Raw genomic sequence first — 24,713 nt, forward strand, 5'->3', positions numbered from 1 at the left:
CTGGATCCCCAGCGGATCCGCCACGAGAGCGACGAGCACCCGCGAGGAGCGCACCGATGTACCCGAAGGCTCAGCTCGGCGACGGGCCGGCAGGCCAGGTCCCGTCCCAGCCGTCCTTCCCGGCGCTGGAGACCAGCGTGCTGGCCTACTGGGAGTCCGACCGGACCTTCCAGGCCACCATCGACGCGCGCGAACCGGGGACGAACGGCAGCAACGAGTACGTCTTCTACGACGGCCCGCCGTTCGCCAACGGCCTGCCGCACTACGGCCACCTCCTGACCGGTTACGTCAAGGACATCGTGCCGCGGTACCAGACCATGCGCGGCCGCCGCGTTGAGCGCCGCTTCGGATGGGACACCCACGGCCTGCCCGCCGAGCTGGAGGCCGAGCGCCAGCTCGGGATCACCGACAAGTCGCAGATCGACGAGATGGGCATCGCCGCGTTCAACGACGCGTGCCGCGAGTCCGTCCTGCGCTACACGAACGAGTGGCGCGAGTACGTCACCCGCCAGGCCCGCTGGGTCGACTTCGACCACGACTACAAGACGCTCGACGTCACCTTCATGGAGTCGGTGATCTGGGCGTTCAAGCAGCTGTGGGACAAGGGCCTGGTCTACGAGGGCTACCGCGTGCTGCCCTACTGCTGGCGCGACGAGACCCCGCTGTCCAACCACGAGCTGCGGATGGACGACGACGTCTACGCCAGCCGCCAGGACCCGGCGCTGACCGTCGGGTTCCGCGCCGAGGGCAACGGCACCGACCTGGACGGCACCTACCTGCTGATCTGGACCACCACGCCGTGGACCCTGCCGTCGAACCAGGCGGTCGCGGTGCACCCGGACGTGGACTACGTCGTGGTCGAGCGGGACGGGAAGCGGTTCCTGCTCGCCGAGCCGCGCGTCGCCGCCTACGCCAAGGAACTCGGCGAGGAGCCGGCCGTGGTGGCCCGGTACCGGGGCGCCGACCTGGCCGGCGTGAAGTACGCGCCGCCGTTCCCGTACTTCCTCGGCAACGAGAACTCGCACCAGGTGCTGCTGGCGGACTTCGTCACCACCGACGACGGCACCGGCATCGTGCACATGGCCCCGGCCTACGGTGAGGACGACAAGGCCGCGGGCGACGCCGCGGGCATCACCCCGGTCACCCCGGTCGACGCGCGCGGCCGCTTCGACTCGACCGTGCCGGACTACGAGGGCCAGCAGGTCTTCGACGCCAACCCGGACATCATCAAGGACCTCAAGTACGGCACCGGTTCCGCCGCCCGGCAGGGCGCGGTGCTGCTGCGGCACGAGACCTACGAGCACTCCTACCCGCACTGCTGGCGCTGCCGGAACCCGCTGATCTACCGCGCGGTGTCGTCGTGGTTCGTCAAGGTGACCGCGTTCAAGGACCGCATGGTCGAGCTGAACCAGCAGATCACCTGGTACCCCGAGCACGTGAAGGACGGCCAGTTCGGCAAGTGGCTGGAGAACGCGCGCGACTGGTCGATCTCGCGCAACCGCTACTGGGGCACGCCGATCCCGGTGTGGATGTCGGACGACCCGGCGTACCCGCGGATCGACGTGTACGGCTCGCTGGACGAGCTGGAGCGCGACTTCGGCGTGCGGCCCACCGACCTGCACCGCCCGCACATCGACCAGCTGACCCGGCCCAACCCGGACGACCCGACCGGGAAGTCCACCATGCGCCGGGTGCCCGAGGTGCTGGACGTCTGGTTCGACTCGGGTTCGATGCCCTACGCGCAGGTGCACTACCCGTTCGAGAACGCCGAGTGGTTCGAGCACCACTACCCGGGTGACTTCATCGTCGAGTACATCGGGCAGACGCGCGGCTGGTTCTACACGCTGCACGTGCTCGCGACGGCGCTGTTCGACCGGCCGTCGTTCCGCACCTGCGTCTCGCACGGCATCGTGCTCGGCTCCGACGGGCAGAAGATGTCGAAGTCGCTGCGCAACTACCCGGACGTGACCGAGGTGTTCGACCGGGACGGCTCCGACGCGATGCGTTGGTACCTGATGGCCAGCCCGATCCTGCGCGGCGGCAACCTGATCGTCACCGAGAAGGGCATCCGGGACGCGGTGCGCCAAGCCGTGCTGCCGCTGTGGAACTCCTACTACTTCCTCGCGCTCTACGCCAACGCCGAGGGCGTGGAAGGCCGGTGGCGCACGGACTCCACGCACGTGCTGGACCGCTACATCCTGGCCAAGACCGGCGAGCTGGTCACCGACGTGCAGTCCGCTTTGGACATCTGCGACATCGCGGGCGCCTGCGCCACCGCGCGGGACTTCCTGGAAGTGCTGACGAACTGGTACGTGCGCCGGTCGCGCGAGCGGTTCTGGGCCGGTGACAAGGACGCGATCGACACGCTGCACACGGTGCTGGAGGTCGTGTCGCGGACGATGGCGCCGCTGCTGCCGCTGACCACCGAGGTGGTGTGGCGCGGGCTCACCGGCGGCCGGTCGGTGCACCTGCAGGACTGGCCGCTGGTCGACGAGCTGCCCGCCGACGCGGCGCTGGTGACGGCGATGGACCGGGTGCGCCAGGTGTGCTCGTCGGCGCTGTCGCTGCGCAAGGCGAACAAGCTGCGCGTGCGGCTGCCGCTGGCGAAGATGCTGATCGCGGCTGACGACGCGGAGGCGCTCGCGGACTTCACCGACATCATCGCCGACGAGGTCAACGTCAAGTCGGTCGAGCTGAGCACGGACGTCGCCGCGCACGGCCGGTTCGAGGTCGCGGTCAACGCCCGCGCCGCCGGGCCACGCCTCGGCCGGGACGTGCAGAAGGTGATCAAGGCCGTCAAGGCGGGCGACTGGTCCACCTCGCCGTCCGGTGCCGTGGTGGCCGCCGGGATCGAACTCGCCGAGGGCGAGTACGAGCGGCGCCTGGTCGCCAAGGAGGAGGGCGCCACCGCGGAGCTGCCCGGCGGCTCCGGTCTGGTGCAGCTGGACACCGCGGTGACCCCGGAGCTGGCCGCCGAGGGCGTGGCGCGCGACCTGGTCCGCGTCGTGCAGCAGGCGCGCCGCGACGCCGGGCTCGACGTGGCCGACCGGATCGCGCTGACCGTGGACGCGCCGGCGGACGTGGTCGCCGCGGCCAAGGCCCACGAGGAGTTCGTGGCGGGCGAGACCCTGGCGAGCTCGGTGTCCTACGGGCAGGTGGACGGCGGTTTCGGGGGCGCGGTCGGCGACGGCGACAAGATCACCGTGGCGGTAACGAAGGCCTCCTGATCACCGACAGACCGGGAAACACCAACAGGGGGTTTCGCCGGTGACTTGGCGCAGGTGGGTGCTGGCGGGTGGCGCGGCAGCGGTCGTCGCGATCGTCGTGGCGGCGGTTGTCGTCGTGTGGGGCGGGTCCTCGCCGGACAAGCACGAGGCCAGCGGCTCCGGCGCCGAGGACTCGGGCACGGTGGCTTCACGGTTCCTGCTCGCCTTCACCGAGGGCAACGCCGACGCGGCGGCGGCGCTGACCGACGACCCGCGCGCGGCCAGCGTGCTGCTCGCCGACGCCCACCGCGGCCTGGCCCCGGTGTCCGTCTCGGCGCGGCTGGGCCAGGTCACGCCCGCCGCCACCCGGGCCACCGCGACGTTCCAGGTCAGCTGGACGATCACGGCCGGGCAGGTGTGGTCCTACGACAACACCCTCGACCTGGTCGCCGCCGACGGCCGCTGGCTCGTGCACTGGAGCCCCGCGGTGGTGCACCCGAAACTGCGGGCCGGGCAGCAGCTGGCGGTGCGCACGCGGGCGGGCAAGAACGCCGTGGTCGACCGCAACGGCAGGCCAGTCCTGACCTGGCAGGCGGCGGGCACGCAGGTGGCGGAGCCGGGCGTGGCGCCGCTGCTGGTGCCCGCGTTGCAGCGGACGGTGTCCGAGCGGTCGCAGGGCGGCTGGTCGGTGGTCGCCACGGATGTCGACGGCGCGGTGCAGGAAACCCTGTTCGGCCAGGGCGACGTCGAGGTGGCGCCGCTGACCACGACCCTGAGCCTGCCCACGCAGGCGGCGGCGCAGCGGGCGGTCGACTCGGCGGCGTACCCGGCGATGCTGGTGGCGATCCAGCCCTCCACCGGCGACCTGCTCGCGGTGGCGCAGAACGCGGCGGCCGGGGCCGAGCCGAAGGCGCTGAACGGCCTGTACGCGCCGGGGTCGACCTTCAAGATCGCCACCGCGGCGGCGCTGCTGGAGTCGGGCGCGGCCACCGCGGACACGATCGCGGACTGCCCGGCCACCGCGCGCATCGGGCAGCGCACGATCCCGAACGACGACCAGTTCTCCTTCCCGCCCCTGCCGCTGCACTCCGCGTTCGCGCACTCGTGCAACACCACGTTCGCGCAGCTCGCCTCGACGTTGCCGCCGGACGCGCTGGCCGACGCGGCGAGCGGGTTCGGCCTCAACGCCGACTTCACCATCCCGGGCATCACCACCGAGGCGGGCAAGGTGGTCGCCACCACCAGCGGCGCCGAGCAGGTCGAGTCCGCGATCGGGCAGGGCACCGTGCAGGCGAGCCCGTTCGGCCTGGCCCTGATGGCGGCCACCGTCGCCCGTGGCGACGAGGTGACGCCGCGGCTGTGGCAGGAGCTGGCGACGTCGGTGAACACCGGCTACCGGGCGCCGTCCCGGGAGGTGATCGCCGCGCTGCGGACGATGATGCGCGAGGTCGTCACCGGCGGCACCGCGACCAGGCTGCGTGGCGACGGTGTCGTGTACGGCAAGACCGGCACCGCCCAGTTCGGCGACGGCAGCCAGGCGAACGGGTGGTTCGCCGGGTACCGCGACGACGTGGCGTTCGCGGTGCTGCTGCTCGGGTCGGACTCCTCCAGGCCGGCCGTCACGGTGTCCTCGGCCTTCCTCGGCGCGCTGGGCTGACGTTTCGGCCGCGGCCGACATGGCGGCGGGCTACCGTGGCCCGTGTGGAGACGATCGCGCTGGCCGAGGTGGCCGCGGTGCTCGCCGACCCGAGCCGGGCGGCGATGTGCCTCGCCCTGCTCGACGGGCGGGCGTGGACCGTCGGGGAGCTGGCCCGCACGGCGGGGATCGCGCCGTCGACGGCGAGCGAGCACGTCAGCCGCCTGAAGGAGGCGGGGTTCGTGGCGGGGGTGAAGCAGGGGCGGCACGCCTACGTGCGGATCGCCGACCCGCGGGTGGCGGAGCTGATCGAGCACCTGGCGCAGCACGCCGGGCACCGGTCCGCCTCGGGCCTGCGCGAGTCCCTCCGCGTGCGGCGGCTGGCGTTCGCGCGCACCTGCTACGACCACCTGGCGGGCACGGTGGGCGTGGCCCTGCGCGACGGCATGATCCGGACGGGGCTGGTCTCCGACGGGGACGGCCTCGCGCTGACCGCGCGCGGCCGGACGGTGCTCGGCGAGCTGGGGGTGACGATCCCCGCCGGGCGGCGCCCGTTGCTGCGGGCGTGCCTGGACTGGACCGAGCGCCGCGACCACCTGGGCGGTGCGCTCCCGGCGGCGCTGTTCGAGCGCGGGGTGGAGGCCGGCTGGTTCGTGCGGCGGCCCGACCGGGCGGTGGTGGTGACCGAGGCCGCGGGGGAGCCGCTCGCGCACCTGGGCGCGCAGCTGCCCGCCGACGGCCCCGGGGCGGCCTGACGCTTGGGCGCCCCTGCCGGGTCCCGCTGGCCACCGGCAGACCGCGGTTTCGGCCGGATCGGGAGTGGCGGACGGTGCAGCGGGTGGCGGGGCCGGCCGGCTCGCCGCGCCCCGCGGGACGGTGGGCTCCGGCTGGTGCGTGGTGCCCCTGCAGGAGCGCCACCGTAAGCCGGTCCCGCGCGGCGCCACCCGGCCACGCCCCTCGTCGCACCGGCAACCACCCGCCGCCGAGGTGAGGCCGACCAGGCGGTGCGCAAGGTGCTCGCCCCGGCACTCCGTGAACCCGCCCGCGATCTTGTTGCCCGGCAAGGGGAAGGCGGGCGTGACGAGCCGGGGTGCCCACCGGGGCGCGGCCGGGCTCCTCGGTTCCTTATCCTGAAGCCTGACAATCCGGGCAGGGGAGGTGCGGGTGGGCGAGCTGCCGGTCGTGCTGGGGCTGGGCTCGGCCGTCCTGCTCGCCGCCGTGCTCGCGGTCCGCTTCTCCACCCGCCTCGGCCTGCCGTCGCTGCTGCTCTACCTCGTGATCGGCGTGCTGCTCGGCGAAGCCGGGTTCGGCATCCAGTTCTCCGACCCGTTCCTCACCCAGGCGCTCGGCCTGGCCGCGCTCGTCATGATCCTCGCCGAGGGCGGGCTGACCACCCGGTGGTCGGCGGTGAAACCCGCGCTGGGCCAGGGAGTGGCACTGTCCACAGTGGCGGTCGGGCTGAGTATCGCGATCACCGGCCCCGCCCTGCACTGGCTGCTCGGCCTGGACTGGCGGATGGCGCTGCTGTGGGGCGCGGTGCTGGCCTCCACCGACTCGGCCGCGGTGTTCTCCGTGCTGCGCGGCGTCGGCGTGCCCCGGCGGATCGTCGGGGCGCTGGAACTGGAGTCCGGCATCAACGACGCCCCCGCCTACATCGCCGTCGTGGTGCTGGCCGAGGGAACCCGCATCGACTGGTCGCTGCCGCTGCTGGTGGTCTACGAACTCGGCGCGGGCCTGCTCCTCGGGCTGCTGCTCGGCCTGGCCGGGGCGTGGGCGCTGCGCCGCGCCGCGCTGCCCGCCACCGGCCTCTATCCACTCGCGACGGTCGCGGTGTGCGTGGTGGCCTACTCGTCCGGGCAGCTGCTGCACGCCTCCGGCCTGCTCGCCACGTACGTCGCGGCGGTCGTGCTGGGCAATTCCCGGCTGCCGCACCGCTCGGACACGCTGTCCTTCGCCGAAGGGCTCGGCTGGCTGGCCCAGATCGGGTTGTTTGTGCTGCTGGGCCTGTTCGCCTCGCCCGAACGGCTGCTCGAGTCGATCGTGCCGGGGCTCATCGCCGCCGCGGTGGTGCTGGTGTTCGCGCGGCCGGTGTCGGTGCTGGTGTCGCAGCTGCCGTTCAAGGTGCCGCTGCGCGAGCAGGTGTTCCTGTCCTGGGCGGGGTTGCGGGGCGCGGTGCCGATCGTGCTGGCGATGATCCCGCTCTCGCACGCGATGCCGGGCGCGCAACGGCTCGTGGACGCGGTGTTCGTGCTGGTGATCGTGCTCACCCTGGTGCAGGGCCTCACGCTCGGCCCGCTGGCGCGGGTGCTGCGGCTGAACGCGGACACCGAGCCGAAGGAGATCGAGGTCGACGCCGCGCCGCTGGACGAGCTGCAGGCCGAGCTGCTCCAGGTCAAGATCCAGCCCGGCTCGCGCCTGCACGGCGTGTACCTGTCGGAGCTGCGGCTGCCCGCCGGGGCGTCGCTGAGCTTGATCGTCCGCGACGGCCGCAGCTTCACCCCGCAGCGCACCGACCGGCTGCAGCGCGGCGACCAGATCCTGATCGTGAGCACCGAGTCCGCCCGGGAGGCCGCCGAGCGGCGCATCCGCGCGGTGGACCGGGCCGGGCCGCTGGCCCGCTGGAAGGGCGAGTCCGGGACCTGAGACCCGCTGGCGCGCGGCGGGGGCGATCGGTTACTGTGTCTCCGTAGGTCATGAGTGCCAGCGCCAAGCCCCGGCTCGCTGGCCGGCAACCCTCCTTCCGCGGTGGGGTGCCCCGGGTGAGGACCTGGCTCGTCGCGAGGTGCGGCGGGCAAGCGCGGACCCCCTTGCGGGTCCCTGGACCCGAGGAGCCTTTCGATGACTCTCGCTCTCGAACGCGTCACCACCCCCGCCGTCACCGCCGCCGCGGCCGTCCCGCTGGTCACCGGCGGGGAGCGGGACTACGCCAACCTCGACCACGCGGCCAGCGCCCCCTGCCTGGAGGCCGTGCGCCGCGCGGTGGACGAGTTCCTGCCGCACTACGCGAGCGTGCACCGCGGGGCGGGGTTCGCCTCCCAGGTGTCCACAAAGGTCTACGAGCGCACCCGGGACGTGCTGCGCCGGTTCGTCGGCGCCCGGCCCTCGGACGCGGTCGTGTTCACCCGCAACACCACCGACGCGCTGAACCTGCTGGCCCGCAGCGTGCCGCGGCACACGTCGGTGGTGCTGTTCGACACCGAGCACCACGCCGCGCTGCTGCCCTGGCGCGGCCCGAACGTGCGCAGGATCCCGCTGCCGAACACACGGCTGGCCGCGGTGTCCGCTGTGGACAGTGCGCTGGCGGAGTGCCCGGAGGGGCCGCGGCTGGTGGTCGTGACCGGCGCGTCGAACGTGACCGGGGAACTGCTGCCGGTGGCGGAGATCGCGGCGGTGGCCCGGCGGCACGGCGCGCGCGTCGCGCTGGACGGCGCCCAGCTCGCCCCGCACCGGCCGATCTCGGTGCGTGAGCTGGACGTCGACTACGTCGTGCTGTCCGGGCACAAGCTGTACGCGCCGTTCGGCGCGGGCGCGCTGATCGGGCGCGGCGACTGGCTGCGCGCGGCGGACCCGTACCTGGCCGGTGGCGGGGCCACGAAGCTGGTGCGCCGCGACGGCGACGGCATCGGGGTGGCGTGGCACAGCGGGGTGGAGCGGCACGAGGCCGGTTCGCCCAACACCGTCGGCGTGTACGCGCTGGGCGTGGCGTGCGAGCAGCTGGCGGCGTCGTGGGACGCGGTGGCCGCGCACGAGCGGGAGCTGCTCGAGCGGCTGACGCGGGGTCTCGCCGCGGTGCCCGGGCTCGCGGAGCTGCGCCTGTTCGACGGCGCGGCGGAGCGGGTCGGCACGGTGAGCTTCGTGCTCGACGGGTTCGAGCCGGGCTGGGTGGCGGCGGTCCTGTCGGCCGAGTACGGCATCGGCGTCCGCGACGGTGCGTTCTGCGCGCACATCGCGGTGCGGCGGCTCGTCGAGCGCAACGGCGGGGAGGGCAAGCAGGCGCTGCGGGTCAGCCTCGGCCTGGGCACCACGACCGAGCACGTCGACCGGCTGGTGACCGCGTTGCGGCAGATCGTCGCGCGGGGCGCGCGGTGGACGTACGGCGTGGTGGACGGCCGGTGGGCGCCGTGCCCGGACCCGCGGCCGCTGCCGGACTTCCTGCGCTGAGCGGCGGCGCGGCCCGGGCGCCTTGTCCCGCGGCTGTTCCCGGGGTCGGATGATGACCCCTTGGCTGGGGTGGGGTGTTGCCCGGAGTTCGAGGCAGTCGCTGGGCGGCGCGGCAGCGCGCTGACCGGGTTTCCCGGCCTGCGCCGGGGCGGTCGCGGCAGGCGTGGACAATGGCGGGGTGAGCAGTGACCCCCAGCCCTCCCCGGAACCGGACACCGTGCCGGACGAGCAGCAGGCCGCCCAGCCCAAGCGGCGCGCCCTGCTGCTGGCCGTGATCGCGATCGTCGTGTTCGCGGCGGACGTCGTGACCAAGTCGGTCGTCGTGGCGACCCTGGAGGGGCACGAGCCGGTCCGGGTCCTCGGCGGGCTCGTCTACCTGCAGCTGATCCGCAACCCGTTCGCGGCCTTCGGCATGGGCGTCACGGGCATGACCTGGGTGTTCGCGATCGTCGCGTGCGGGGTGGTGATCGCGCTCATCTGGTTCGCCAAGCGGCTGCGGTCGGCCGGCTGGGCGATCGGCCTCGGGCTCATCCTCGCCGGCGCGCTCGGCAACCTGGCCGACCGCGTCTTCCGCGCGCCCGGCGTGCTGCGCGGCCACGTCGTCGACTTCGTGTCGTTGTTCGCGCCCAACGGGGACGTGTGGCCGGTCTTCAACGTGGCCGACTCGGCGATCTGCGTCGGCGGCGTGCTGATCGTGCTGCTGTCCCTGCTCGGCCGCGAGTACGACGGCACGGTCAAGAGGGCCAAGCGTTGAGCGCCCGGATGCTGCCCGTCCCGGACGGGCTCGACGGCATGCGCGTCGACGCCGGGCTGGCGAAGCTGCTCGGGCTGTCCCGCACGGTCGTCGCGGAGCTGGCCGAGTCCGGCGACGTCCTGCTCGACGGCCGCCCGGCGGGCAAGTCCGACCGGCTCTCCGCCGGTGTGCTGCTCGAGGTGACCCTGCCCGACCCGGACAACCCGGTCGAGGTGGTCGCCGAACCGGTCGACGGCCTGCGCATCCTCCACGACGACGACGACATCGTGGTCGTGTCCAAGCCGGTGGGCGTCGCCGTGCACCCGAGCCCCGGCTGGACCGGGCCCACGGTCGTCGGCGGGCTCGCCGCGGCCGGGCTGCGCATCTCGACCTCCGGCGCGGCGGAGCGCCAGGGGGTCGTGCACCGCCTCGACGCCGGCACCACCGGCGTGATGGTGGTGGCGAAGAGCGAGCACGCGTACACCGTCCTGAAGCGGGCGTTCAAGGAACGCACCGTCGACAAGGGCTACCACGCCGTCGTGCAGGGCCACCCGGACCCGACGCGCGGCACGATCGACGCCCCGATCGACCGGCACCCGCGGCACGACTACAAGTTCGCCGTGGTCGCGGGCGGCCGGCCGTCGGTGACGCACTACGAGGTGATCGAGGCCTTCCGCGCGGCGTCGCTGGTGGACGTCAAGCTGGAAACCGGGCGCACCCACCAGATCCGCGTGCACTTCTCGGCGCTGCGGCACCCGTGCGCCGGCGACCTCACCTACGGCGCGGACCCGGTGCTGGCCCGCAAGCTCGGCCTGACCCGGCAGTGGCTGCACGCCCGCACCCTCGGGTTCGCCCACCCCGCGGACGGCCGGTGGGTCCAGTTCGAGTCGCCGTACCCGGACGACCTCGCACACGCGCTGGAAGTGCTGCGCGCGGAGAACTAGGCGACCGCGGTCCCTTCGAGTTCGACCATCAGCCCGGGGATCGCCAGCCGCGTCACGCCGAGCATCGTGGTGGGCGGGGCGACGCCGGCCGCGCCCAGCCGCGCCGCCAGCAGGCCGTAGTGCGGGAACAGCTGATCGACGTCGGTGGTGTAGACGTTGAGCCGGACCAGGTTCGCCAGCGACATGCCGGCCTCGGCGAGCACGGCCTCCAGGTTGTCCAGGCTCAGCGCCAGTTGCTTCGCCATGTCCCCGGCGTGCTGGGGTTCTCCGTCGCCGCTCATCGCGGTCTGCCCGGCGCAGAACAGGGTCCGGGTGTGCCCGGCGACCAGTTCACCCTGGTGGTACCCCAGCTCCGCCGACCACGTCCACGGGTCGACCGCGGTGCGCTTCACTCCCACATCAGCTCCCTTCGGATCAGTGCTGTTACGGGACGAAGCCTCGCAGCGAACCACGACATCCTGTGTCGTGTATTTCGCTAGAGTTCGCGGAATGCGCGCCGACCGCCTGGTCTCGCTGGTGTTGTTGCTGCGCCGGCACGGCCGGCTGTCCGCGACCGCGCTGGCCCGCGAGCTGGAGGTGTCCACCCGCACGGTGCTGCGGGACGTCGAGGCGCTGTCCGCGGCCGGTGTCCCGGTCTACGCCGAACGCGGCAGGCACGGCGGTTTCGCGTTGCTGCCCGGGTTCCGGACCGAACTGACCGGGCTGAATCACGACGAGGCTCTCGCCCTGCTGATCGCCGGGTCGCGGCGCGGCGCGCAGGCGTTCGGCCTCGGCTCGGCGCTCGCCTCCGCCATGCTCAAGGTGGTCGACGCGCTGCCGGAAGGTCATCGCGAGATCGCGGCCGGCGCGGCGGAGCGGTTGCTGATCGACCCGGAGACCGACCTGCTCGCCCGCCGGGTCGCCGACGACGAGGTGCCCGGCGCCGTCGTGGCCGAGGTCCGCCGGGCGGTGTTCGCCGGGCACAAGCTGCGCATCCACTACGCGGCCGCGGACCAGAGCCCGAAGTGGCGCACCGTCGACCCGATCGGCCTGGTCACCGTGCGCGGCCAGGGCTACCTGCTGGCCACCCGCTCCGGCGCCGACCGCACCTACCGGCTGTCCCGGATCCGGGCCGCGGAGGCACTCGCCGAACCCGCGAACCGGCCGGATCGGGCCGACCTGGAGCGGGCCTGGCGGGAACGCAGCGCGCGGTTCCGGGCGGGCGGCGACCAGGTCACCGTCGTGGTCAGGGTGGACCCGGCGCGGCGGGAGGAGCTGGTGCGCACCGCGGTGGCCGTCCAGGCGGAAGAAGCCGAGCCGGACGGGCTGCTGCGGGTGGCGCCCGTCTTTCAGGATGCCCGGCACGCCGAGTGGGCGTTGTGGCAGCTGGGCACGGACGCGGAGGTGCTGGCGCCGCGGTGGTTGCGCGCCGCCCTGCGCGATCGGGCCGCCGCGATCGCCGCCCGCTACGGCTCTCTGACCTAGTCCTCCAGGGACCAGGTCAGGGAGCGCTCGTCCGGCTCGGGGCGGGGGCTCCAGCGCACCGCCACCACCCGGGTGTTCTCGGGCAGCACGTACACCGTGTGGCCCCCCGCCGTCTCGCCGGGCTGGACCCCGATCTTGTGCGGCGGCCGCGACGTCAGCGACACCGGCGCCTTCCCGACTGGCTTGCCGTCGGCGGTGAGCAGTTCCAGGTAGTTGTCCGGCAGCGACACGAACGGGATCGGGCCCTTGTTGGTGACCTCGGTGTGCACCACGACGGCCCGCTCGCCCGGTTCGAGCCGGTACCCGGCCGCGCCGAACAGGTAGTCCGCCGGGTCCTGCACCTCGAGCAGCTGCACGGTGAGCTGCTCACCGTCGAGGCCCTGCCCGGCCAGGCTGTCGCCGATCCTTCCGGTACGCGACCCCGCCGGCGGCGCGGGCCGCTGGTCGCCCCGCGCCCACGACGCCGTCTGCGGCGGGCCCCACGTGCTGATCACCGGGTCCAGCGGCGCCGGATACGGCCCGGACGCCACCCCCGCGACCTGGTACGGCCCCGACGCGACACCCTGCTGGACCTGGTACGGCCCGGAGGGCGCGCCGGCGGGCGGCGCGGTGCGACCTGGGTCGGCGGGCGGGTAGCCCCCGCCGGGCCGGGCGGGCGGCACGCCCTGCGGCGGATGCGCGGGCGGCGGGTACCCGGGCACAGGGCCGGACGGCGCGAACGGCACCGCGCCGGAGGGCGGTGCGTGGTAGGGCCCAGGGTTCGGCGTCTGCGGCTGCGCGGGCGGAAACGCGCTGGCGAGCGCCGCGCGCAGGCCCTGCGGGTCGCTCTCCACGCCGACCAGCAGCGGCAGCCCGCTGCCGGACAGGGCGACCAGCCGGTAGGCCACCTCGCGCGGGTCCATGCCGACGCGCGCCGCGAGCTCGTGCACGGCCACCTTGCCCAGTTCGGCCAGTGCGGCGAGCAGGCGGGCATCGGCGGGATCGGTCACGGCCACGTCCGGAAACGCTACCCGCTGACCTTCCCGGCCCGGTCGATCACCCCGGCGCGGCGCCCGGAGGTTCTAGGCTGGCGGCACGCTTACCCGACGAAGCTGGGATGGATGGATGACCGAGGTCGTGAAGCTCGCCGACGAGTTCGTGGACGCCCTGTTCGACGCGGAGCCGTTGTGGCCCGCGGTGCTGGGGCTGGAGTCCGACCGGGACGGGCTCGGCGACCTGAGCGAGGAGGCCGAGGCCGCCTACCGCGACCGGCTCGAGGGGTTCGTCCGGCGCGCCGAGGAGATCGACCCGGCCGGGCTCGGCGCGGAGGACCGGGTGACCCGCGACGTGCTGCTCAGCCAGGCCCGCGGCAACCTGGACCGGCTGGACAGCCACCTGGTCGAGTTCACGATCAGCGACATCTTCGTGGCCCCTGCGGTCAGCCTGCTGACGATCCTGCCGATGGTCGGCCTGCCGGACGACGAGCAGGGCCGCCGCCACCTCGGCCGGCTCGCCGCGATCCCGCGGTACCTGGAGCAGGCCGCGGACCGGCACCGCGCGGGCGTCGCGGCCGGGCGGGTGCCGGTCGAGCACCTGGTGCGCGCCGCGATCGCGCACCTGGACCGCTACCTGGCCGCGCCGGACTCCGACCCGCTGCTGCGCCAGCCCGCGCCGAGCGAGGAGTTCGCCGCCGAGCGCGAACGGGTGCTGGCCGAGGTGGTGCGGCCCGCGTTCGCCGCCTACCGGGACGCGCTGGCCACGGACATCGCGCCGCACGGGCGCCCGCCGGAGAAGCCCGGCGTGTGCTGGCTGCCCGACGGGGAGCGCATCTACGCCTCGCTGGCCCGCACGCACACCACCACCGACCGCACGCCGGACGAGCTGCACGAGACCGGCCTGCGCATCATCGGCGAACTGGCCGCCGAGTACCGCGAGATCGGCTCGCGCGTGTTCGGCACCGGCGACCTCGCCGAGATCTTCCGGCGGCTGCGCACCGATCCGGAGCTGCGCTGGCGCAGCGCCGAGGAACTGCTCGACACCGCCCGGTCGGCGATCAGCCGCGCGGAGGAGGCCGCGCCGCGCTGGTTCGGCCGCATCCCGCCGCACAAATGGGTCGTGGAGCCGGTGCCCGCGGCCGAGGCGCCCGGCGGCCCGGCGGCGTTCTACCTGCAACCGTCGGTCGACGGGTCGCGGCCGGGCATCTACTTCGCCAACACCCACGAGGTGACCGAGCGGTTCCGGCACGCCGCCGAGGTGACCGCCTTCCACGAGGCCATCCCCGGCCACCACTTCCAGCTCTCCACCGCGCTCACGCTCACCGACCTGCCGCTGCTGCGCCGGATCGGCGACTTCAACGCCTACGCCGAGGGCTGGAGCCTCTACAGCGAGCGGCTCGCCGCCGAGATGGGCCTCTACTCCGACGACGTCGCGCTGCTCGGGATGCTCACCATGGACTCGATGCGCGCCGGCCGCCTGGTCGTCGACACCGGCCTGCACGCCAAGGGCTGGAGCCGTCAGCAGGCCGTGGACTACCTGCGGGAGCACACCCCGATGCCGCAGGTCGAGATCGAGTCCGAAGTGGACCGTTACATCGCCTACCCGGGCCAGGCGCTGTCGTACATGGTGGGGCGCCTGGAGATCCAGCGCGTGCGGGCGCGGGCCGAGCAGGCGCTGGGGGAGCGGTTCGACATCCGCGCCTTCCACGACCTGGTCCTCGGCGGCGGCGCGCTGCCGTTGTCGGTGCTGGAGGCGGTCGTCGACGAGTGGATCGCGCAGGCATGAGCGAAGTGGACGCCCTCGCCGAGGAGCTCACCGGCCTGCTATTCGAGGCCGACCCGCTGCGCCCGTCGGTGCTCGGCCTGCCCGGCGCGCACGACCGGCTGCCCGACCTCACCGCGAGCGCCGAGAAGCGGCACCGGACGGCTTACCTGGACGTGGCGGCCCGGGCGGAAGCGGCCACGCCCGCGGACGCCGAGGAGGCGCTGACCCGCGACGTCGTGGTCCAGCAGGCCAGGGCTGCCGTCGACCTCCTCGACGCGCGGCTGACCGAGTTCGCGGTCAGCGACGCCTTCACCTCTCCGCTCCAGCTGCTGCTGATGACCCTGCCGATGGTCGAGCTGACCGACGAGACCCGGGCGCGGGGTTTCCTGGCCCGGCTCGCCGCGTTCCCGGCCTTCGTGGACCAGGTGGTGGAACGGCAGGCGGCGGGCCCGGTGCCGCCGGACTTCCTGGTGGACTCGGCGATCGGCTACTTCGACCGGATGCTGGCGGCGCCGGAGCTGACATCGCTCCAGCTCGACGTGGGCTCGGCGACGCTGGCCGCCGAGCGGGACGCGCTGCTGGCGGAGTTCGTGCGGCCCGCGCTGGCCCGCTACCGCGAGTTCCTCGCCGAGGACCTGCGGCCGCGAGCCCGGCCCGCCGAGGAGGCCGGACTGTGCTGGCAGCCGGGCGGCCTGCTGCGTTACGCCGGGCTGATCCGCGCGCACACCACCACCGAGCGCACCGCCCAGGAGCTGCACGACATCGGGCTGGCGCTGATCGCCGACCTCGCCGGGGAGTTCCGGACCCTGGGCCGCCGCGTGTTCGGCACCGGCGACCTGGCCGCGATCTTCGAGCGCCTGCGCACCGATCCCGCGTTGCGGTGGGGCAGCGGCGAGGAGCTGCTGGCCGCCGCGCGCGCCGCCATCACGCGGGCGGAAGCCGAGGCGCCCCGGTGGTTCCGCACGATCCCCTCCGCGCGCTGCGAGGTGCGCCCGGTGCCGGAGAGCGACGCCGACGCGGGCACCATCGCCTACTACGTCGAACCAGCCCTCGACGGCTCCCGGCCGGGGATCTACTACGCCAACACCTTCCACGCCGGAGAACGGTTCCGGCACGTCAGCGAGGCGGTCGCCTACCACGAGGCGATCCCCGGGCACCACTTCCAGCTGTCGCTGGCGCTCGAGCTGGACCTGCCGCTGCTGCGCCGCATCGCCGACGTCAACGCCTATACCGAGGGCTGGGGGCTCTACGCCGAGCGGCTGGCCGAGGAGATGGGGCTCTACACCGGCGACGTGGCGCGGTTGGGGATGCTGACCCAGGACGCGATGCGCGCCGCGCGGCTGGTGGTGGACACCGGCCTGCACGCACTGGGCTGGTCGCGGCAGCAGGCGGTGCACTACCTACGGGAGAACACGCCGATGGCCCCGGTGGAGATCGAGGAGGAGATCGACCGCTACGCGGGCTGCCCCGGCCAGGCGCTGTCCTACATGACGGGACGGCTGGAGATCGAGCGGATCCGGGCCGGCGCGGAGCGGGCGCTGGGGGACCGGTTCGACATCCGGGATTTCCACGACGTCGTGCTGCGGCACGGCATCCTCCCGCTGCCGGTCCTCGACCGGGTGGTTTCGAACTGGATTACCAGCCGGTAATGTGCTCGGCAATCAGGTAAGCGATCGCTTAGAAGGGTTGGATCGATGCGGATCGGCACCCAGATCTCGTACTCCGGCGGGTTCGCCGAGAGCGTCCGGGACGTCGTCGAGCTGGAGAAGGCCGGGCTCGACGTCGTCACCATCCCCGAGGCCTACTCGTTCGACGCGGTCAGCCAGCTCGGCTACGTCGCGGCGAAGACCGAACGTGTCCAGCTCGCGTCCGGCATCCTGCAGATCTACACGCGCACCCCGACGCTGACCGCCATGACGGCGGCCGGGCTGGACTTCGTCTCCGACGGCCGGTTCATCCTCGGCATCGGCGCGTCCGGGCCGCAGGTCGTGGAGGGCTTCCACGGGGTGCGCTACGACGCGCCGCTCGGCCGGACCCGCGAGATCGTGGAGATCTGCCGCCAGGTGTGGCGTCGCGAGCGGGTCGTCCACGACGGCAAGCACTACAAGATTCCGCTGCCCGCCGAGCAGGGCACCGGTCTCGGCAAGCCGCTGAAGATCATCAACCACCCGGTGCGCGAGCGGATCCCGGTGCAGATCGCGGCGATCGGGCCGAAGAACGTGGCACTGACCGCCGAGATCGCCGAGGGCTGGCAGCCGATCTTCTTCCACCCCGAGCGGGCGTCCGAGGTCTGGGGCGAGGCGCTGGCCGAGGGCAAGGCCAAGCGCGACCCGTCCCTGGGTGAGCTGGACGTCGCGGTCGGGGTGCCGGTGGCGATCGGCGAGGACGTCGGCCACATGCTCGACTGGGTCCGCCCCGTGGTCGCGCTGTACGTCGGCGGCATGGGCGCCCGCGGCAAGAACTTCTACAACGAGCTGGCCTGCCGGTACGGCTACGAGGCCGAGGCCAAGCTGATCCAGGACCTCTACCTGGACGGCAAGAAGGAGGAGGCCGCCGCGGCGGTGCCTGCCGAGCTGCTGCGGGCGATCTCCCTGGTCGGGCCGAAGGGGGAGGTCAAGGAGCGCCTGGCCGCCCTGCGCGAGGCCGGGGTCACCACCCTGCAGGTCACGTTCCTCGAACCCGACCCCGCGCGCCGCGTCGGCGTGGTGAGCGAGCTGCGCGAACTGCTCAGCTGACCCGGTCGAGGAACAGGAAGTCGGTCACGCCCACGACCGACAGGACCTGGCGGACACCGGCCGGCATGCTGGTCCGCTTCTCGTCGTGCACGAGCCGGGGCCGGGTCGTTTCGACGACCTGGCCCCGCATCTCGATCCCGCACCCGCCCGCGGCCAGCACGTTCCTGACCCAGTCGGCCTGCGGCCCGTAGGTGAGGGCGACGACGAAGCCGTCCCCGGCGCGGAAGACGTTCACCGGCGTCCGGTACGTCCTCCCGGACTTGCGGCCCCGGTGGACGATCGTCCCGAACCCCGGGAGTCCCTTCGTCAGTGGTCCCAGCACGCGGTTGGTCGCCACGCGGTTGAACCGGGCGACCCTCTTCGACAGCACCATGTGTTCAGCATGCCCGGTCGCTTCGCGGAAATCAACAGGTGATGAATTTAGGTGCGGTTGACAGTCGGCGGAAAAGGGGTAAGCCGGTGCCATGAACGACAAGGACGACGAGAAGAAGCCGGTCAGCCCCGAACCACCCCTGTCGCCGGACTTCCCCGACGTCCGGCACCCCGATCTGGACATGGGCCCCACCGAGGACGTCGAGAAGCCGCCGAACACCGAAGAGGTCAAGCCGGAGGAGGGGATCCCGGAACCGCCCGACTGACCCCGCGGGGCGATGCGGGTGCAGCCCAGGGGCGAAGGAAGCCCGGTGCCGCGCGGCCGTCGCCGAAGTGGCAGGAGGGACGATGGCGGAGTTCAAGAAGGGCGACCGGGTCCGCTGGGACGCGGGCAACGAGAGTTCGGTCGGCACAGTCGAGGAGAAGATCACCGAGGACACCCACGCCGGCGGACGCCAGGTGCGCGCCTCCGAGGACGCCCCGCAGTACCTGGTGAAGAGCGAGAAGTCCGGCCGCACCGCAGTGCCCAAGCCGGACAAGCTGCACCCTGCGGACTGACGCCGCGGCTGCGTGCGGGGCGCGGACTGACACCGCGGCGGCGCGCCGCGCGGTGGTGCCGGACTGGCGCCGGGGCTGCGCGCCCCATCACCTGGCCCGAGGGCAGTCCCGCCCTAGGTTTCACACCGGCCGGCGGCCGGGCGCGGTGCGCCGTCTCGGTGGCGGCGGTGTGGGCTGGGCCTGATTCTCAGCCCACCGCGGCCCACCCTGCGGGAAGCGGCGGTGTTCGCCGCGGGGCGGCGTCCGGCCGGCGGCCCAGCCCCCGGAGACAGTCCAGCCCCGGGGCGTTCACCGGGAAGCGGCGATGTTGCGCCGCACCTGGGCGGGGTCCCTGCGGGTGGGCTCGCGGCCCGCGGGCTGGTGCGGTGGCGGGCCGGGGTCGATCGGCGGGATCGGTTTCGTCGTGGCGGTCTCGGTGACCGACATAGGCTCCCCGTGGTGCCGGATCTCCACCGGCTTCCCGGACAGCAGCCGGTACGTCGCGTCGTCGCGGTGGATTTCCACCAGGAAGCGGCTCTCCCGGAAGCACATGCGGAACTGGATCCGCTCCAGCGCGGGCGGCAGCCGTGGCGCGAAGGTCAGCTTGCCGTCGTGGTCGCGCATCCCGCCGAAGCCCGCGACCACACCCATCCACGCCCCGGCCAGCGACGCCATGTGCAGCCCGTTGCGCACGTTGTTGTGCACGTCGTGCAGGTCGGTCAGCGCCGCCTCGCCCAGGTAGTCGTAGGCCAGGTCCAGGTGCCCCACCTCGGCTGCGATCACCGACTGCGTGCCTGCCGACAGCGACGAGTCCCGCACCGTCCTTTCCTCGTAGTAGGCGAAGTTGCGCTGCTTCTGCTCCGGCGTGAACGCGTCGCCCCGCAGGTGCAGCGCCAGCACCAGGTCGGCCTGCTTCACCACCTGCTTGCGGTACAGGTCGAAGTACGGGTAGTTCAGCAGCAGCGGGTAGTTCTCCATCGGCGTGCCGGCGAAGTCCCAGTCCAGGTGCTCGGTGAAGCCCTCCGACTGCGGGTGCACGCCCAGTTCTTCGTTGTAGGGCACATACATCTGCTCGGCGGCCCGCCGCCAGCCCGCCACCTCGGTTCCGTCCACACCGAACAGTGACGCGACCTCCGGCACCCGCTCGCAGGACGCCGCCGCCTCGCGGAAGTTCCGCTGCGCCATCAGATTCGTGTACACGTTGTTGTCCGCGACCGCCGAGTACTCGTCCGGCCCGGTCACCCCGTCGATGCGGAACCGGCCGTGCCGGTCGAAGTGCCCGAGCGACATCCACAGCCGCGCGGTCTCCAGCAGCAGCTCGGTGCCGCACTGGCGCTCGAACTCCGCGTCGCCGGTGGCCCAGTAGTAGCGGGCGACCGCGTCGGCGATGTCGGCGGTGACGTGGAACGCCGCGGTGCCCGCGGGCCAGTACGCCGAGCACTCCGCGCCGTTGATCGACCGCCACGGGAACGCCGCGCCGCGCAGGCCCAGCTGCCGCGCCCGCTCCCGCGCCTTGGGCAGCGTGGAATGCCGCCACCGCAACGCATCCCGCGCCGCCTCCGGCACGCTGTAGGTCAGCACCGGCAGCACGAACGACTCGGTGTCCCAGAACGCGTGGCCGTCGTAGCCCGGCCCGGTCAGCCCCTTGCCGGGGATCGCGCGGCTTTCCCCGCGGGCCCCGGCCTGCAGGATGTGGAACAACGCGAACCGGGTCGCCTGCTGCAGCTCCGGGTCGCCGTCGATCTCGACATCGGCGGTCTCCCAGAAGTCGTCGAGGAACGCGCGCTGCTCGGCCAGCAGCCCGTCCCAGCCGGTCTGCAGCGCCCCGGCGAGCGCCGCGTCGACCTGCGCGCGCAACGCGGGCACCGAACGCTGCGCCGACCACCCGTATCCGACGAACTTGGTCAGCCGCAGCACCTTGCCCTGCGGCACGTCCACCGCGATGCTGAGTCGCGCCAGGTCCTCCTCGGCGAGGATGTCGGTGCGCAACCCGTCCGGCGACTCGATCTGGTGGTCCATCGCCGCCGCCACGCGCAGCCCGGACCGCCGCGTCTGGTGCACCAGCACCGCGCGGTAGTGGTCGGCGAGGAAGAACTCGGACTCCAGCGGCGACTGCAGCGCCGCGGCCACCCGCGGGTCCTTGCTGTCCGACTCGATCGGCTCGTTCGCCAGCAGGTCCGACTGCAGCACCAGCTGCATCTTCCCGTCCAGCGGCTCGACCTCGTACCGGATCGCCACCACCGCGCGCTGGGTGAACGACACCAGCCGCTGCGTGCGCACCCGGACGTGCCGCCCCGTCGGCGACGACCATTCGGTGGTGCGGGTCAGCGTGCCCGTCCGGAAGTCCAGCACCCGCTCGTGCGAAGGCGCCGTGCCGTAACGCATGTCGAACGGCTCGTCCTCCACCAGCAGGCGGATGATCTTGCCGTCGGTCACGTTGACGACCGTCTGCCCGGCCTCCGGGTAGCCGTACCCCGCTTCGGCGTAGGGCAGCTCGTGCTCCTCGTAGAAGCCGTTCAGGTACGTGCCGGGCAGGCCGCGCGGCTCGCCCTCTTCGAGAGTGCCGCGCAGGCCGATGTGCCCGTTCGACAACGCGAACGTCGATTCCGTGCGCTGCAACTGGTCGACCGCGAGGCCGCGCCACCGCAGTTCCCACGGCGCGCACTCGTAGCCGCGTGTCACGAGGCTCATGCGTCGTCCCCCAGCAGTTCCGCGAGATCGTCCACCACCACGTCGGCGCCGTGCTCCCGCAGCGCCTCCGCCTGGTTCGCCCGGTTCACGCCGACGACGAACCCGAAGTTCCCGGCCCGGCCCGCTGCCACACCGGCCAGGGCGTCCTCGAACACGGCCGCCCGCGCGGGTTCCACGCCCAGCGCCTTCGTCCCGGCGAGGAACGAGTCCGGCGCCGGTTTGCCGCGCAGCCCGTCGCGGGTGATGACCAGCCCGTCGATGCGGGCCTGCACGAACGGGGTGAACTCCGCCGCGTCCAGGACCGCCTGCGCGTTCGCCGACGACGTCACCACCGCGATCGCCAGCCCGGCGTCCCGCGCGGCCTCCAGGTACCGGCGCGACCCCGGGTACGGGTTCGGCCCGCGCTCGGCGATGATCCGCAGCACGAGGTCGTTCTTGCGGTTCCCCAGGCCGTGCACGGTGTGCTCGGTCACCTCGTCGTCGGGACCGCCCTCGGGCAGTTCGATCCCGCGGGACGCGAGGAACGTGCGCACCCCGTCCAGCCGCGGCCGCCCGTCCACGTAGCGGGCGTAGTCGGCGTCGGTGAACGGGTGAAAACCGCTTCCGTCCCGTTCGCGCAGGAACGCGTCGAACGTCTGCTTCCAGGCTTCCCGGTGCAGTGCGGCGGTGCCGGTCAGGACACCGTCCAGGTCGAACAGGCACGCGGTGATGCCGTCGGGCAACCCGATCATGCCTGCACGGTACCTGCGAACTCGCGCGTTCGCCGCGTGCTGCGGCCGTATAACGACCTATACCGCGCCGCTCTAGTGCTCCGGATGCGGACGGACGTGGTGGATGAGCTCGTGGACGGTGGCGTCCGCCAGCCGGTACCGGACGATCCGCCCGGTGCGCTGCGCGGTGACCAGACCGTGCGCGCGCAGCAGCCGCAAAGCCTGGGACACCGCGGTGTCCGTCATGCCCGCCGCCACCGCCAGGTCGGACACGCAGATCTCCCGCGCGTAGTGGATGCACACGAGCAACGTCAGGCGCGACGGGTCGGCCAGCACCGAGAACCGCTCGGCCCACTCGCGCACCACGTCGCGGTCGCCGAGGCCGTCCAGCGCCGCCTCGACGGCCGGGCCGTCGATCACCCGGCGTTCCGCCTCACCTGCCACCCCGGAATCGTCTCATCCACGCGCGCCCGCGGGCTGGCAGGATCACACCGTGACCGACATCCCCTTCCGCACCGCACGGGAACTGCGCGCCGCGCTCGGGGCGCGCGAGCTGTCCGCCCGCGAGGTCGTGCAGGCGCATCTGGACCAGATCGAGCGCGTGAACCCGGACGTCAACGCCGTCGTCACGCTCGTCGCCGAGCGGGCGCTGGCCGAGGCGGCCGCGGCCGACGAACGCGCCGCCCGCGGCGCGGAACTGCCGCCCCTGCACGGCATCCCGGTCGCGCACAAGGACACCCACGAGACGGCGGGCATCCGCACCACCTTCGGCTCGCCCCTGCACGCCGACCACGTGCCGGAACGCGACGAGCTGGTGGTCGAGCGAATGCGGGCCGCCGGGGTGATCAGCATCGGCAAGACCAACGTGCCGGAGTTCGCCGCGGGCTCGCACACCTTCAACCCGGTCTTCGGCGCCACCCGCAACCCATACGACCTATCCCGCTCGGCGGGCGGGAGCAGCGGTGGCGCGGCGGCGGCGCTGGCCACCGGGATGCACCCGCTGGCCGACGGCAGCGACCTCGGCGGGTCGCTGCGCAACCCGGCGTCGTTCTGCAACGTCGTCGGCTTCCGGCCGTCGATCGGGCGGGTGCCGTCGTGGCCGGCGCCGCTGGGCTGGTCCGGGCTTGCCACGGCCGGTCCGATGGCCCGCACGGTCGCCGACGCGGCCCTGCTGCTGTCGGTGCTCGCCGGCCCGGACCCGAGGTCGCCGATCGCGCTGGACGAACCGGGGGAGACCTTCGCCCGGCCGCTGGACCGCGACGTGCGGGGCCTGCGGATCGCGTGGTCGCCCGACCTGGGCGGCAGCGTGCCGGTGGAGCCGGAGGTGGCGGACGTGGTCGAGGCGTCGGCGAAGGTGTTCGGCGACCTGGGGTGCGTGGTGGAGCGCGACTGCCCGGACTTCGCCGGCGCGGACGAGGCGTTCCGGATCCTGCGGGCCTGGCAGTTCGCGGTGAAGTACGGGCCGCTGCTGGACACCGAGCGGGACCGGATCAAGGACACCATCGTGTGGAACACCGAGGAGGGGCTGCGGCTGTCGGCGACCGACGTGGGCCGCGCCGAGGTCCTGCGCACCGAGCTGTTCCACCGCTTCCGCGAGTTCTTCACGCGCTACGACTTCCTGCTGCTGCCGGTCAGCCAGGTGCCGCCGTTCGACGCGGAGCTGGAGTACCCGGTGCGGGTCGCGGGCCAGGACATGGTGACTTACCTCGACTGGATGCGCTCGGCCTACTTCGTGACGGTCAGCGGCTCGCCCGCGTTGTCGGTGCCGGCCGGGTTCACGCCCGGCGGCCTGCCGGTCGGGCTGCAGATCGTCGGGCCGCACCGCGCGGATTTCGCCGTGCTGCAGCTGGGGCACGCGTTCGAGCAGGCCACCGGGGCGGCCCAGCGGCGGCCGGCGGTGGCGCGGTGAGGGTGCGGGAGCTGTGGGTGGTGCTGGAGACGCTGCACGACGTCACGTACTTCGCGCCGCAGGCCAAGGCCGCGCACGAGGCGGCGGGGCTGCGCGGGTTCTGGCGCGGCTACGTCGGGACGCGGGCGGCGCCGCTGGGGGCGGCCGGGCTCGGCGTGGTGACCGCCGTGTTCTACGGCTTCGCGCCGTCGTTCCTGGCGCGGTCGGTGCCGTCCATCTGGGAGGTGGTGACCCCGGCGGAGGCGCTGGCCGCCCGCAGCGCGGGCGCGGTGGCGGCGTTGCGGGAACACGTGCGCGAGGTGCCGGCTCGGGTGCTGCCGGTGCTGCGGCGGATCGTGGCGGCGGCCGGCTGGGCCGGGCGGCCGCTGGGGGCCGCGAACGCCGCGCTGCCGTGGCCGGAGAACCCGCTCGCGGCGCTGTGGCAGGCGGCGACGACGTTGCGCGAGCACCGCGGCGACGGCCACGTGGCGGTGCTGGCCGCGGAGGGCGTCGACGGCTTGGAAGCGCACGCCCTGCGCGACGCGGCGGACGGAAGCCGGAGCGTCGTGGCGCCCAACCGCGACTGGACGGACGAGGAGTGGAACGCGGCCCGGGACCGGCTGGCCGCGCGCGGCCTGATCGACGGACGCGGCCTGACCGATCGCGGCGCCCGCCTGCGCGAGCACATCGAGCGGCGCACGGACGAGCTGGCGGCGGTGCCGTACTCGGTGGTGGGTGAGGACGAGCTGGCCGCGGTGGACGGCTGGTTGCGGCCGATCGCGCGCAAGCTCGTGCCGGTCCCGGTGCCGCACCCGAATCCGGTGGGAGCGCCCACGCCCTGAGCCATGGGCCGAATTGCGAGCGCGGGCCCCTGCGCCCGCTGCGCGGTGGGCGTCG

At 73.4% G+C, this 24,713-nt stretch carries 21 protein-coding genes and 1 riboswitch; of the genes, 15 read left to right on the forward strand and 6 right to left on the reverse strand.

The genetic code is table 11. From position 1 onward, the window contains the following. Positions 1 to 56: 56 nt before the first annotated feature. The 7 genes from ileS to AMETH_RS12725 all read left to right on the forward strand — a co-directional run bounded on the left by ileS (position 57) and on the right by AMETH_RS12725 (position 10,680). Positions 57 to 3,227 (forward strand): isoleucine--tRNA ligase, encoded by a 3,171-nt coding sequence (gene ileS / locus AMETH_RS12695; protein ID WP_017981855.1) that lies wholly within the window; start codon positions 57 to 59, stop codon positions 3,225 to 3,227. Between the two features lie 58 nt (positions 3,228 to 3,285). Continuing rightward, positions 3,286 to 4,863 (forward strand): penicillin-binding transpeptidase domain-containing protein, encoded by a 1,578-nt coding sequence (locus AMETH_RS12700; protein WP_017981856.1) that lies wholly within the window; start codon positions 3,286 to 3,288, stop codon positions 4,861 to 4,863. Positions 4,864 to 4,907: 44 nt separating this feature from the next. Continuing rightward, positions 4,908 to 5,597 carry an ArsR/SmtB family transcription factor gene (locus AMETH_RS12705; protein WP_017981857.1) on the forward strand — a complete coding sequence of 230 codons (690 nt, stop codon included), beginning with the start codon at positions 4,908 to 4,910 and terminating at the stop codon, positions 5,595 to 5,597. A gap of 409 nt (positions 5,598 to 6,006) precedes the next feature. Next, positions 6,007 to 7,485, forward strand: coding sequence for a potassium/proton antiporter (locus AMETH_RS12710; RefSeq protein WP_017981858.1), 1,479 nt, complete (start codon positions 6,007 to 6,009; stop codon positions 7,483 to 7,485). A gap of 46 nt (positions 7,486 to 7,531) precedes the next feature. Continuing rightward, positions 7,532 to 7,646, forward strand: a riboswitch (SAM riboswitch). Positions 7,647 to 7,680: 34 nt separating this feature from the next. After that, positions 7,681 to 9,003 (forward strand): aminotransferase class V-fold PLP-dependent enzyme, encoded by a 1,323-nt coding sequence (locus tag AMETH_RS12715; protein WP_017981859.1) that lies wholly within the window; start codon positions 7,681 to 7,683, stop codon positions 9,001 to 9,003. A 178-nt stretch (positions 9,004 to 9,181) separates the two neighbouring features. Then, on the forward strand, positions 9,182 to 9,757 hold the full coding sequence (gene lspA / locus AMETH_RS12720; RefSeq protein WP_017981860.1) for a signal peptidase II: 576 nt from the start codon (positions 9,182 to 9,184) through the stop codon (positions 9,755 to 9,757). Continuing rightward, positions 9,754 to 10,680: an RluA family pseudouridine synthase gene (locus tag AMETH_RS12725; RefSeq protein ID WP_026153058.1), complete on the forward strand. Its 927-nt coding sequence runs from the start codon at positions 9,754 to 9,756 to the stop codon at positions 10,678 to 10,680. Before lspA ends, AMETH_RS12725 begins: the two co-directional genes overlap by 4 nt. Here the strand turns inward: AMETH_RS12725 and AMETH_RS12730 are convergent. Beyond that, positions 10,677 to 11,072: a RidA family protein gene (locus AMETH_RS12730; protein WP_017981862.1), complete on the reverse strand. Its 396-nt coding sequence runs from the start codon at positions 11,070 to 11,072 to the stop codon at positions 10,677 to 10,679. The two genes, AMETH_RS12725 and AMETH_RS12730, sit on opposite strands and share 4 nt — an antisense overlap. 97 nt (positions 11,073 to 11,169) lie before the next feature. Here AMETH_RS12730 and AMETH_RS12735 point away from each other — a divergent pair, with 97 nt between their 5' ends. Continuing rightward, positions 11,170 to 12,144, forward strand: a complete 975-nt coding sequence (locus AMETH_RS12735) for a helix-turn-helix transcriptional regulator (protein ID WP_017981863.1) — start codon at positions 11,170 to 11,172, stop codon at positions 12,142 to 12,144. Here AMETH_RS12735 and AMETH_RS12740 read toward each other — a convergent pair. After that, entirely contained in the window at positions 12,141 to 13,139 is a 999-nt protein-coding gene (locus tag AMETH_RS12740; protein ID WP_017981864.1) for a hypothetical protein, read from the reverse strand. The two genes, AMETH_RS12735 and AMETH_RS12740, sit on opposite strands and share 4 nt — an antisense overlap. 109 nt (positions 13,140 to 13,248) lie before the next feature. Here AMETH_RS12740 and AMETH_RS12745 point away from each other — a divergent pair, with 109 nt between their 5' ends. From AMETH_RS12745 to AMETH_RS12755, 3 genes are read left to right on the forward strand one after another with little or no spacing between them, the layout of a single operon-like run. Next, positions 13,249 to 14,904: a DUF885 domain-containing protein gene (locus AMETH_RS12745; RefSeq protein ID WP_017981865.1), complete on the forward strand. Its 1,656-nt coding sequence runs from the start codon at positions 13,249 to 13,251 to the stop codon at positions 14,902 to 14,904. Next, positions 14,901 to 16,532 carry a DUF885 domain-containing protein gene (locus AMETH_RS12750; protein ID WP_017981866.1) on the forward strand — a complete coding sequence of 544 codons (1,632 nt, stop codon included), beginning with the start codon at positions 14,901 to 14,903 and terminating at the stop codon, positions 16,530 to 16,532. Before AMETH_RS12745 ends, AMETH_RS12750 begins: the two co-directional genes overlap by 4 nt. Before the next feature lie 45 nt (positions 16,533 to 16,577). Beyond that, positions 16,578 to 17,618, forward strand: a complete 1,041-nt coding sequence (locus AMETH_RS12755) for an LLM class F420-dependent oxidoreductase (RefSeq protein WP_017981867.1) — start codon at positions 16,578 to 16,580, stop codon at positions 17,616 to 17,618. Here AMETH_RS12755 and AMETH_RS12760 read toward each other — a convergent pair. Continuing rightward, complete coding sequence (locus AMETH_RS12760; RefSeq protein WP_017981868.1) at positions 17,611 to 17,991, reverse strand: nitroreductase family deazaflavin-dependent oxidoreductase; 381 nt, start codon at positions 17,989 to 17,991, stop codon at positions 17,611 to 17,613. The genes AMETH_RS12755 and AMETH_RS12760 overlap by 8 nt on opposite strands. Positions 17,992 to 18,082: 91 nt before the next feature. Here AMETH_RS12760 and AMETH_RS38690 point away from each other — a divergent pair, with 91 nt between their 5' ends. After that, positions 18,083 to 18,256, forward strand: coding sequence for a hypothetical protein (locus tag AMETH_RS38690; protein ID WP_017981869.1), 174 nt, complete (start codon positions 18,083 to 18,085; stop codon positions 18,254 to 18,256). 82 nt (positions 18,257 to 18,338) lie between these two features. Further along, entirely contained in the window at positions 18,339 to 18,548 is a 210-nt protein-coding gene (locus tag AMETH_RS12765; RefSeq protein ID WP_017981870.1) for a hypervirulence associated TUDOR domain-containing protein, read from the forward strand. A gap of 288 nt (positions 18,549 to 18,836) precedes the next feature. Here AMETH_RS12765 and AMETH_RS12770 read toward each other — a convergent pair whose 3' ends face one another. The 3 genes from AMETH_RS12770 to AMETH_RS12780 form a co-directional block, all read right to left on the reverse strand. Further along, on the reverse strand, positions 18,837 to 21,218 hold the full coding sequence (locus AMETH_RS12770; protein ID WP_017981871.1) for a glycoside hydrolase family 65 protein: 2,382 nt from the start codon (positions 21,216 to 21,218) through the stop codon (positions 18,837 to 18,839). Beyond that, positions 21,215 to 21,949 (reverse strand): HAD family hydrolase, encoded by a 735-nt coding sequence (locus AMETH_RS12775; protein WP_017981872.1) that lies wholly within the window; start codon positions 21,947 to 21,949, stop codon positions 21,215 to 21,217. Before AMETH_RS12775 ends, AMETH_RS12770 begins: the two co-directional genes overlap by 4 nt. A gap of 72 nt (positions 21,950 to 22,021) precedes the next feature. After that, positions 22,022 to 22,372, reverse strand: a complete 351-nt coding sequence (locus tag AMETH_RS12780; protein ID WP_017981873.1) for an ArsR/SmtB family transcription factor — start codon at positions 22,370 to 22,372, stop codon at positions 22,022 to 22,024. A 49-nt stretch (positions 22,373 to 22,421) separates the two neighbouring features. Here AMETH_RS12780 and AMETH_RS12785 point away from each other — a divergent pair, with 49 nt between their 5' ends. Both AMETH_RS12785 and AMETH_RS12790 read left to right on the forward strand, forming a co-directional pair. Then, positions 22,422 to 23,837 carry an amidase gene (locus AMETH_RS12785; RefSeq protein ID WP_017981874.1) on the forward strand — a complete coding sequence of 472 codons (1,416 nt, stop codon included), beginning with the start codon at positions 22,422 to 22,424 and terminating at the stop codon, positions 23,835 to 23,837. After that, entirely contained in the window at positions 23,834 to 24,658 is an 825-nt protein-coding gene (locus AMETH_RS12790; RefSeq protein ID WP_017981875.1) for an SCO6745 family protein, read from the forward strand. The genes AMETH_RS12785 and AMETH_RS12790 overlap by 4 nt, the downstream gene beginning before the upstream one ends. The last annotated feature ends 55 nt before the right edge of the window (positions 24,659 to 24,713 follow it).

The sequence above is a fragment of the Amycolatopsis methanolica 239 genome (assembly GCF_000739085.1).
GTDB lineage: Bacteria > Actinomycetota > Actinomycetes > Mycobacteriales > Pseudonocardiaceae > Amycolatopsis_E > Amycolatopsis_E methanolica.

What these genes read in the sequence shown, in the direction of transcription:
- AMETH_RS12770 (WP_017981871.1), bottom strand. Translation starts at nt 21,218, where the DNA reads ATGAGCCTCGTGACACGCGGCTACGAGTGCGCGCCGTGGGAACTGCGG.
- AMETH_RS38690 (WP_017981869.1), top strand. Translation starts at nt 18,083, where the DNA reads ATGAACGACAAGGACGACGAGAAGAAGCCGGTCAGCCCCGAACCACCC.
- AMETH_RS12775 (WP_017981872.1), bottom strand. Translation starts at nt 21,949, where the DNA reads ATGATCGGGTTGCCCGACGGCATCACCGCGTGCCTGTTCGACCTGGAC.
- AMETH_RS12745 (WP_017981865.1), top strand. Translation starts at nt 13,249, where the DNA reads ATGACCGAGGTCGTGAAGCTCGCCGACGAGTTCGTGGACGCCCTGTTC.
- AMETH_RS12735 (WP_017981863.1), top strand. Translation starts at nt 11,170, where the DNA reads ATGCGCGCCGACCGCCTGGTCTCGCTGGTGTTGTTGCTGCGCCGGCAC.
- AMETH_RS12755 (WP_017981867.1), top strand. Translation starts at nt 16,578, where the DNA reads ATGCGGATCGGCACCCAGATCTCGTACTCCGGCGGGTTCGCCGAGAGC.
- AMETH_RS12750 (WP_017981866.1), top strand. Translation starts at nt 14,901, where the DNA reads ATGAGCGAAGTGGACGCCCTCGCCGAGGAGCTCACCGGCCTGCTATTC.
- AMETH_RS12765 (WP_017981870.1), top strand. Translation starts at nt 18,339, where the DNA reads ATGGCGGAGTTCAAGAAGGGCGACCGGGTCCGCTGGGACGCGGGCAAC.
- AMETH_RS12715 (WP_017981859.1), top strand. Translation starts at nt 7,681, where the DNA reads ATGACTCTCGCTCTCGAACGCGTCACCACCCCCGCCGTCACCGCCGCC.
- ileS (WP_017981855.1), top strand. Translation starts at nt 57, where the DNA reads ATGTACCCGAAGGCTCAGCTCGGCGACGGGCCGGCAGGCCAGGTCCCG.
- AMETH_RS12760 (WP_017981868.1), bottom strand. Translation starts at nt 17,991, where the DNA reads ATGGTGCTGTCGAAGAGGGTCGCCCGGTTCAACCGCGTGGCGACCAAC.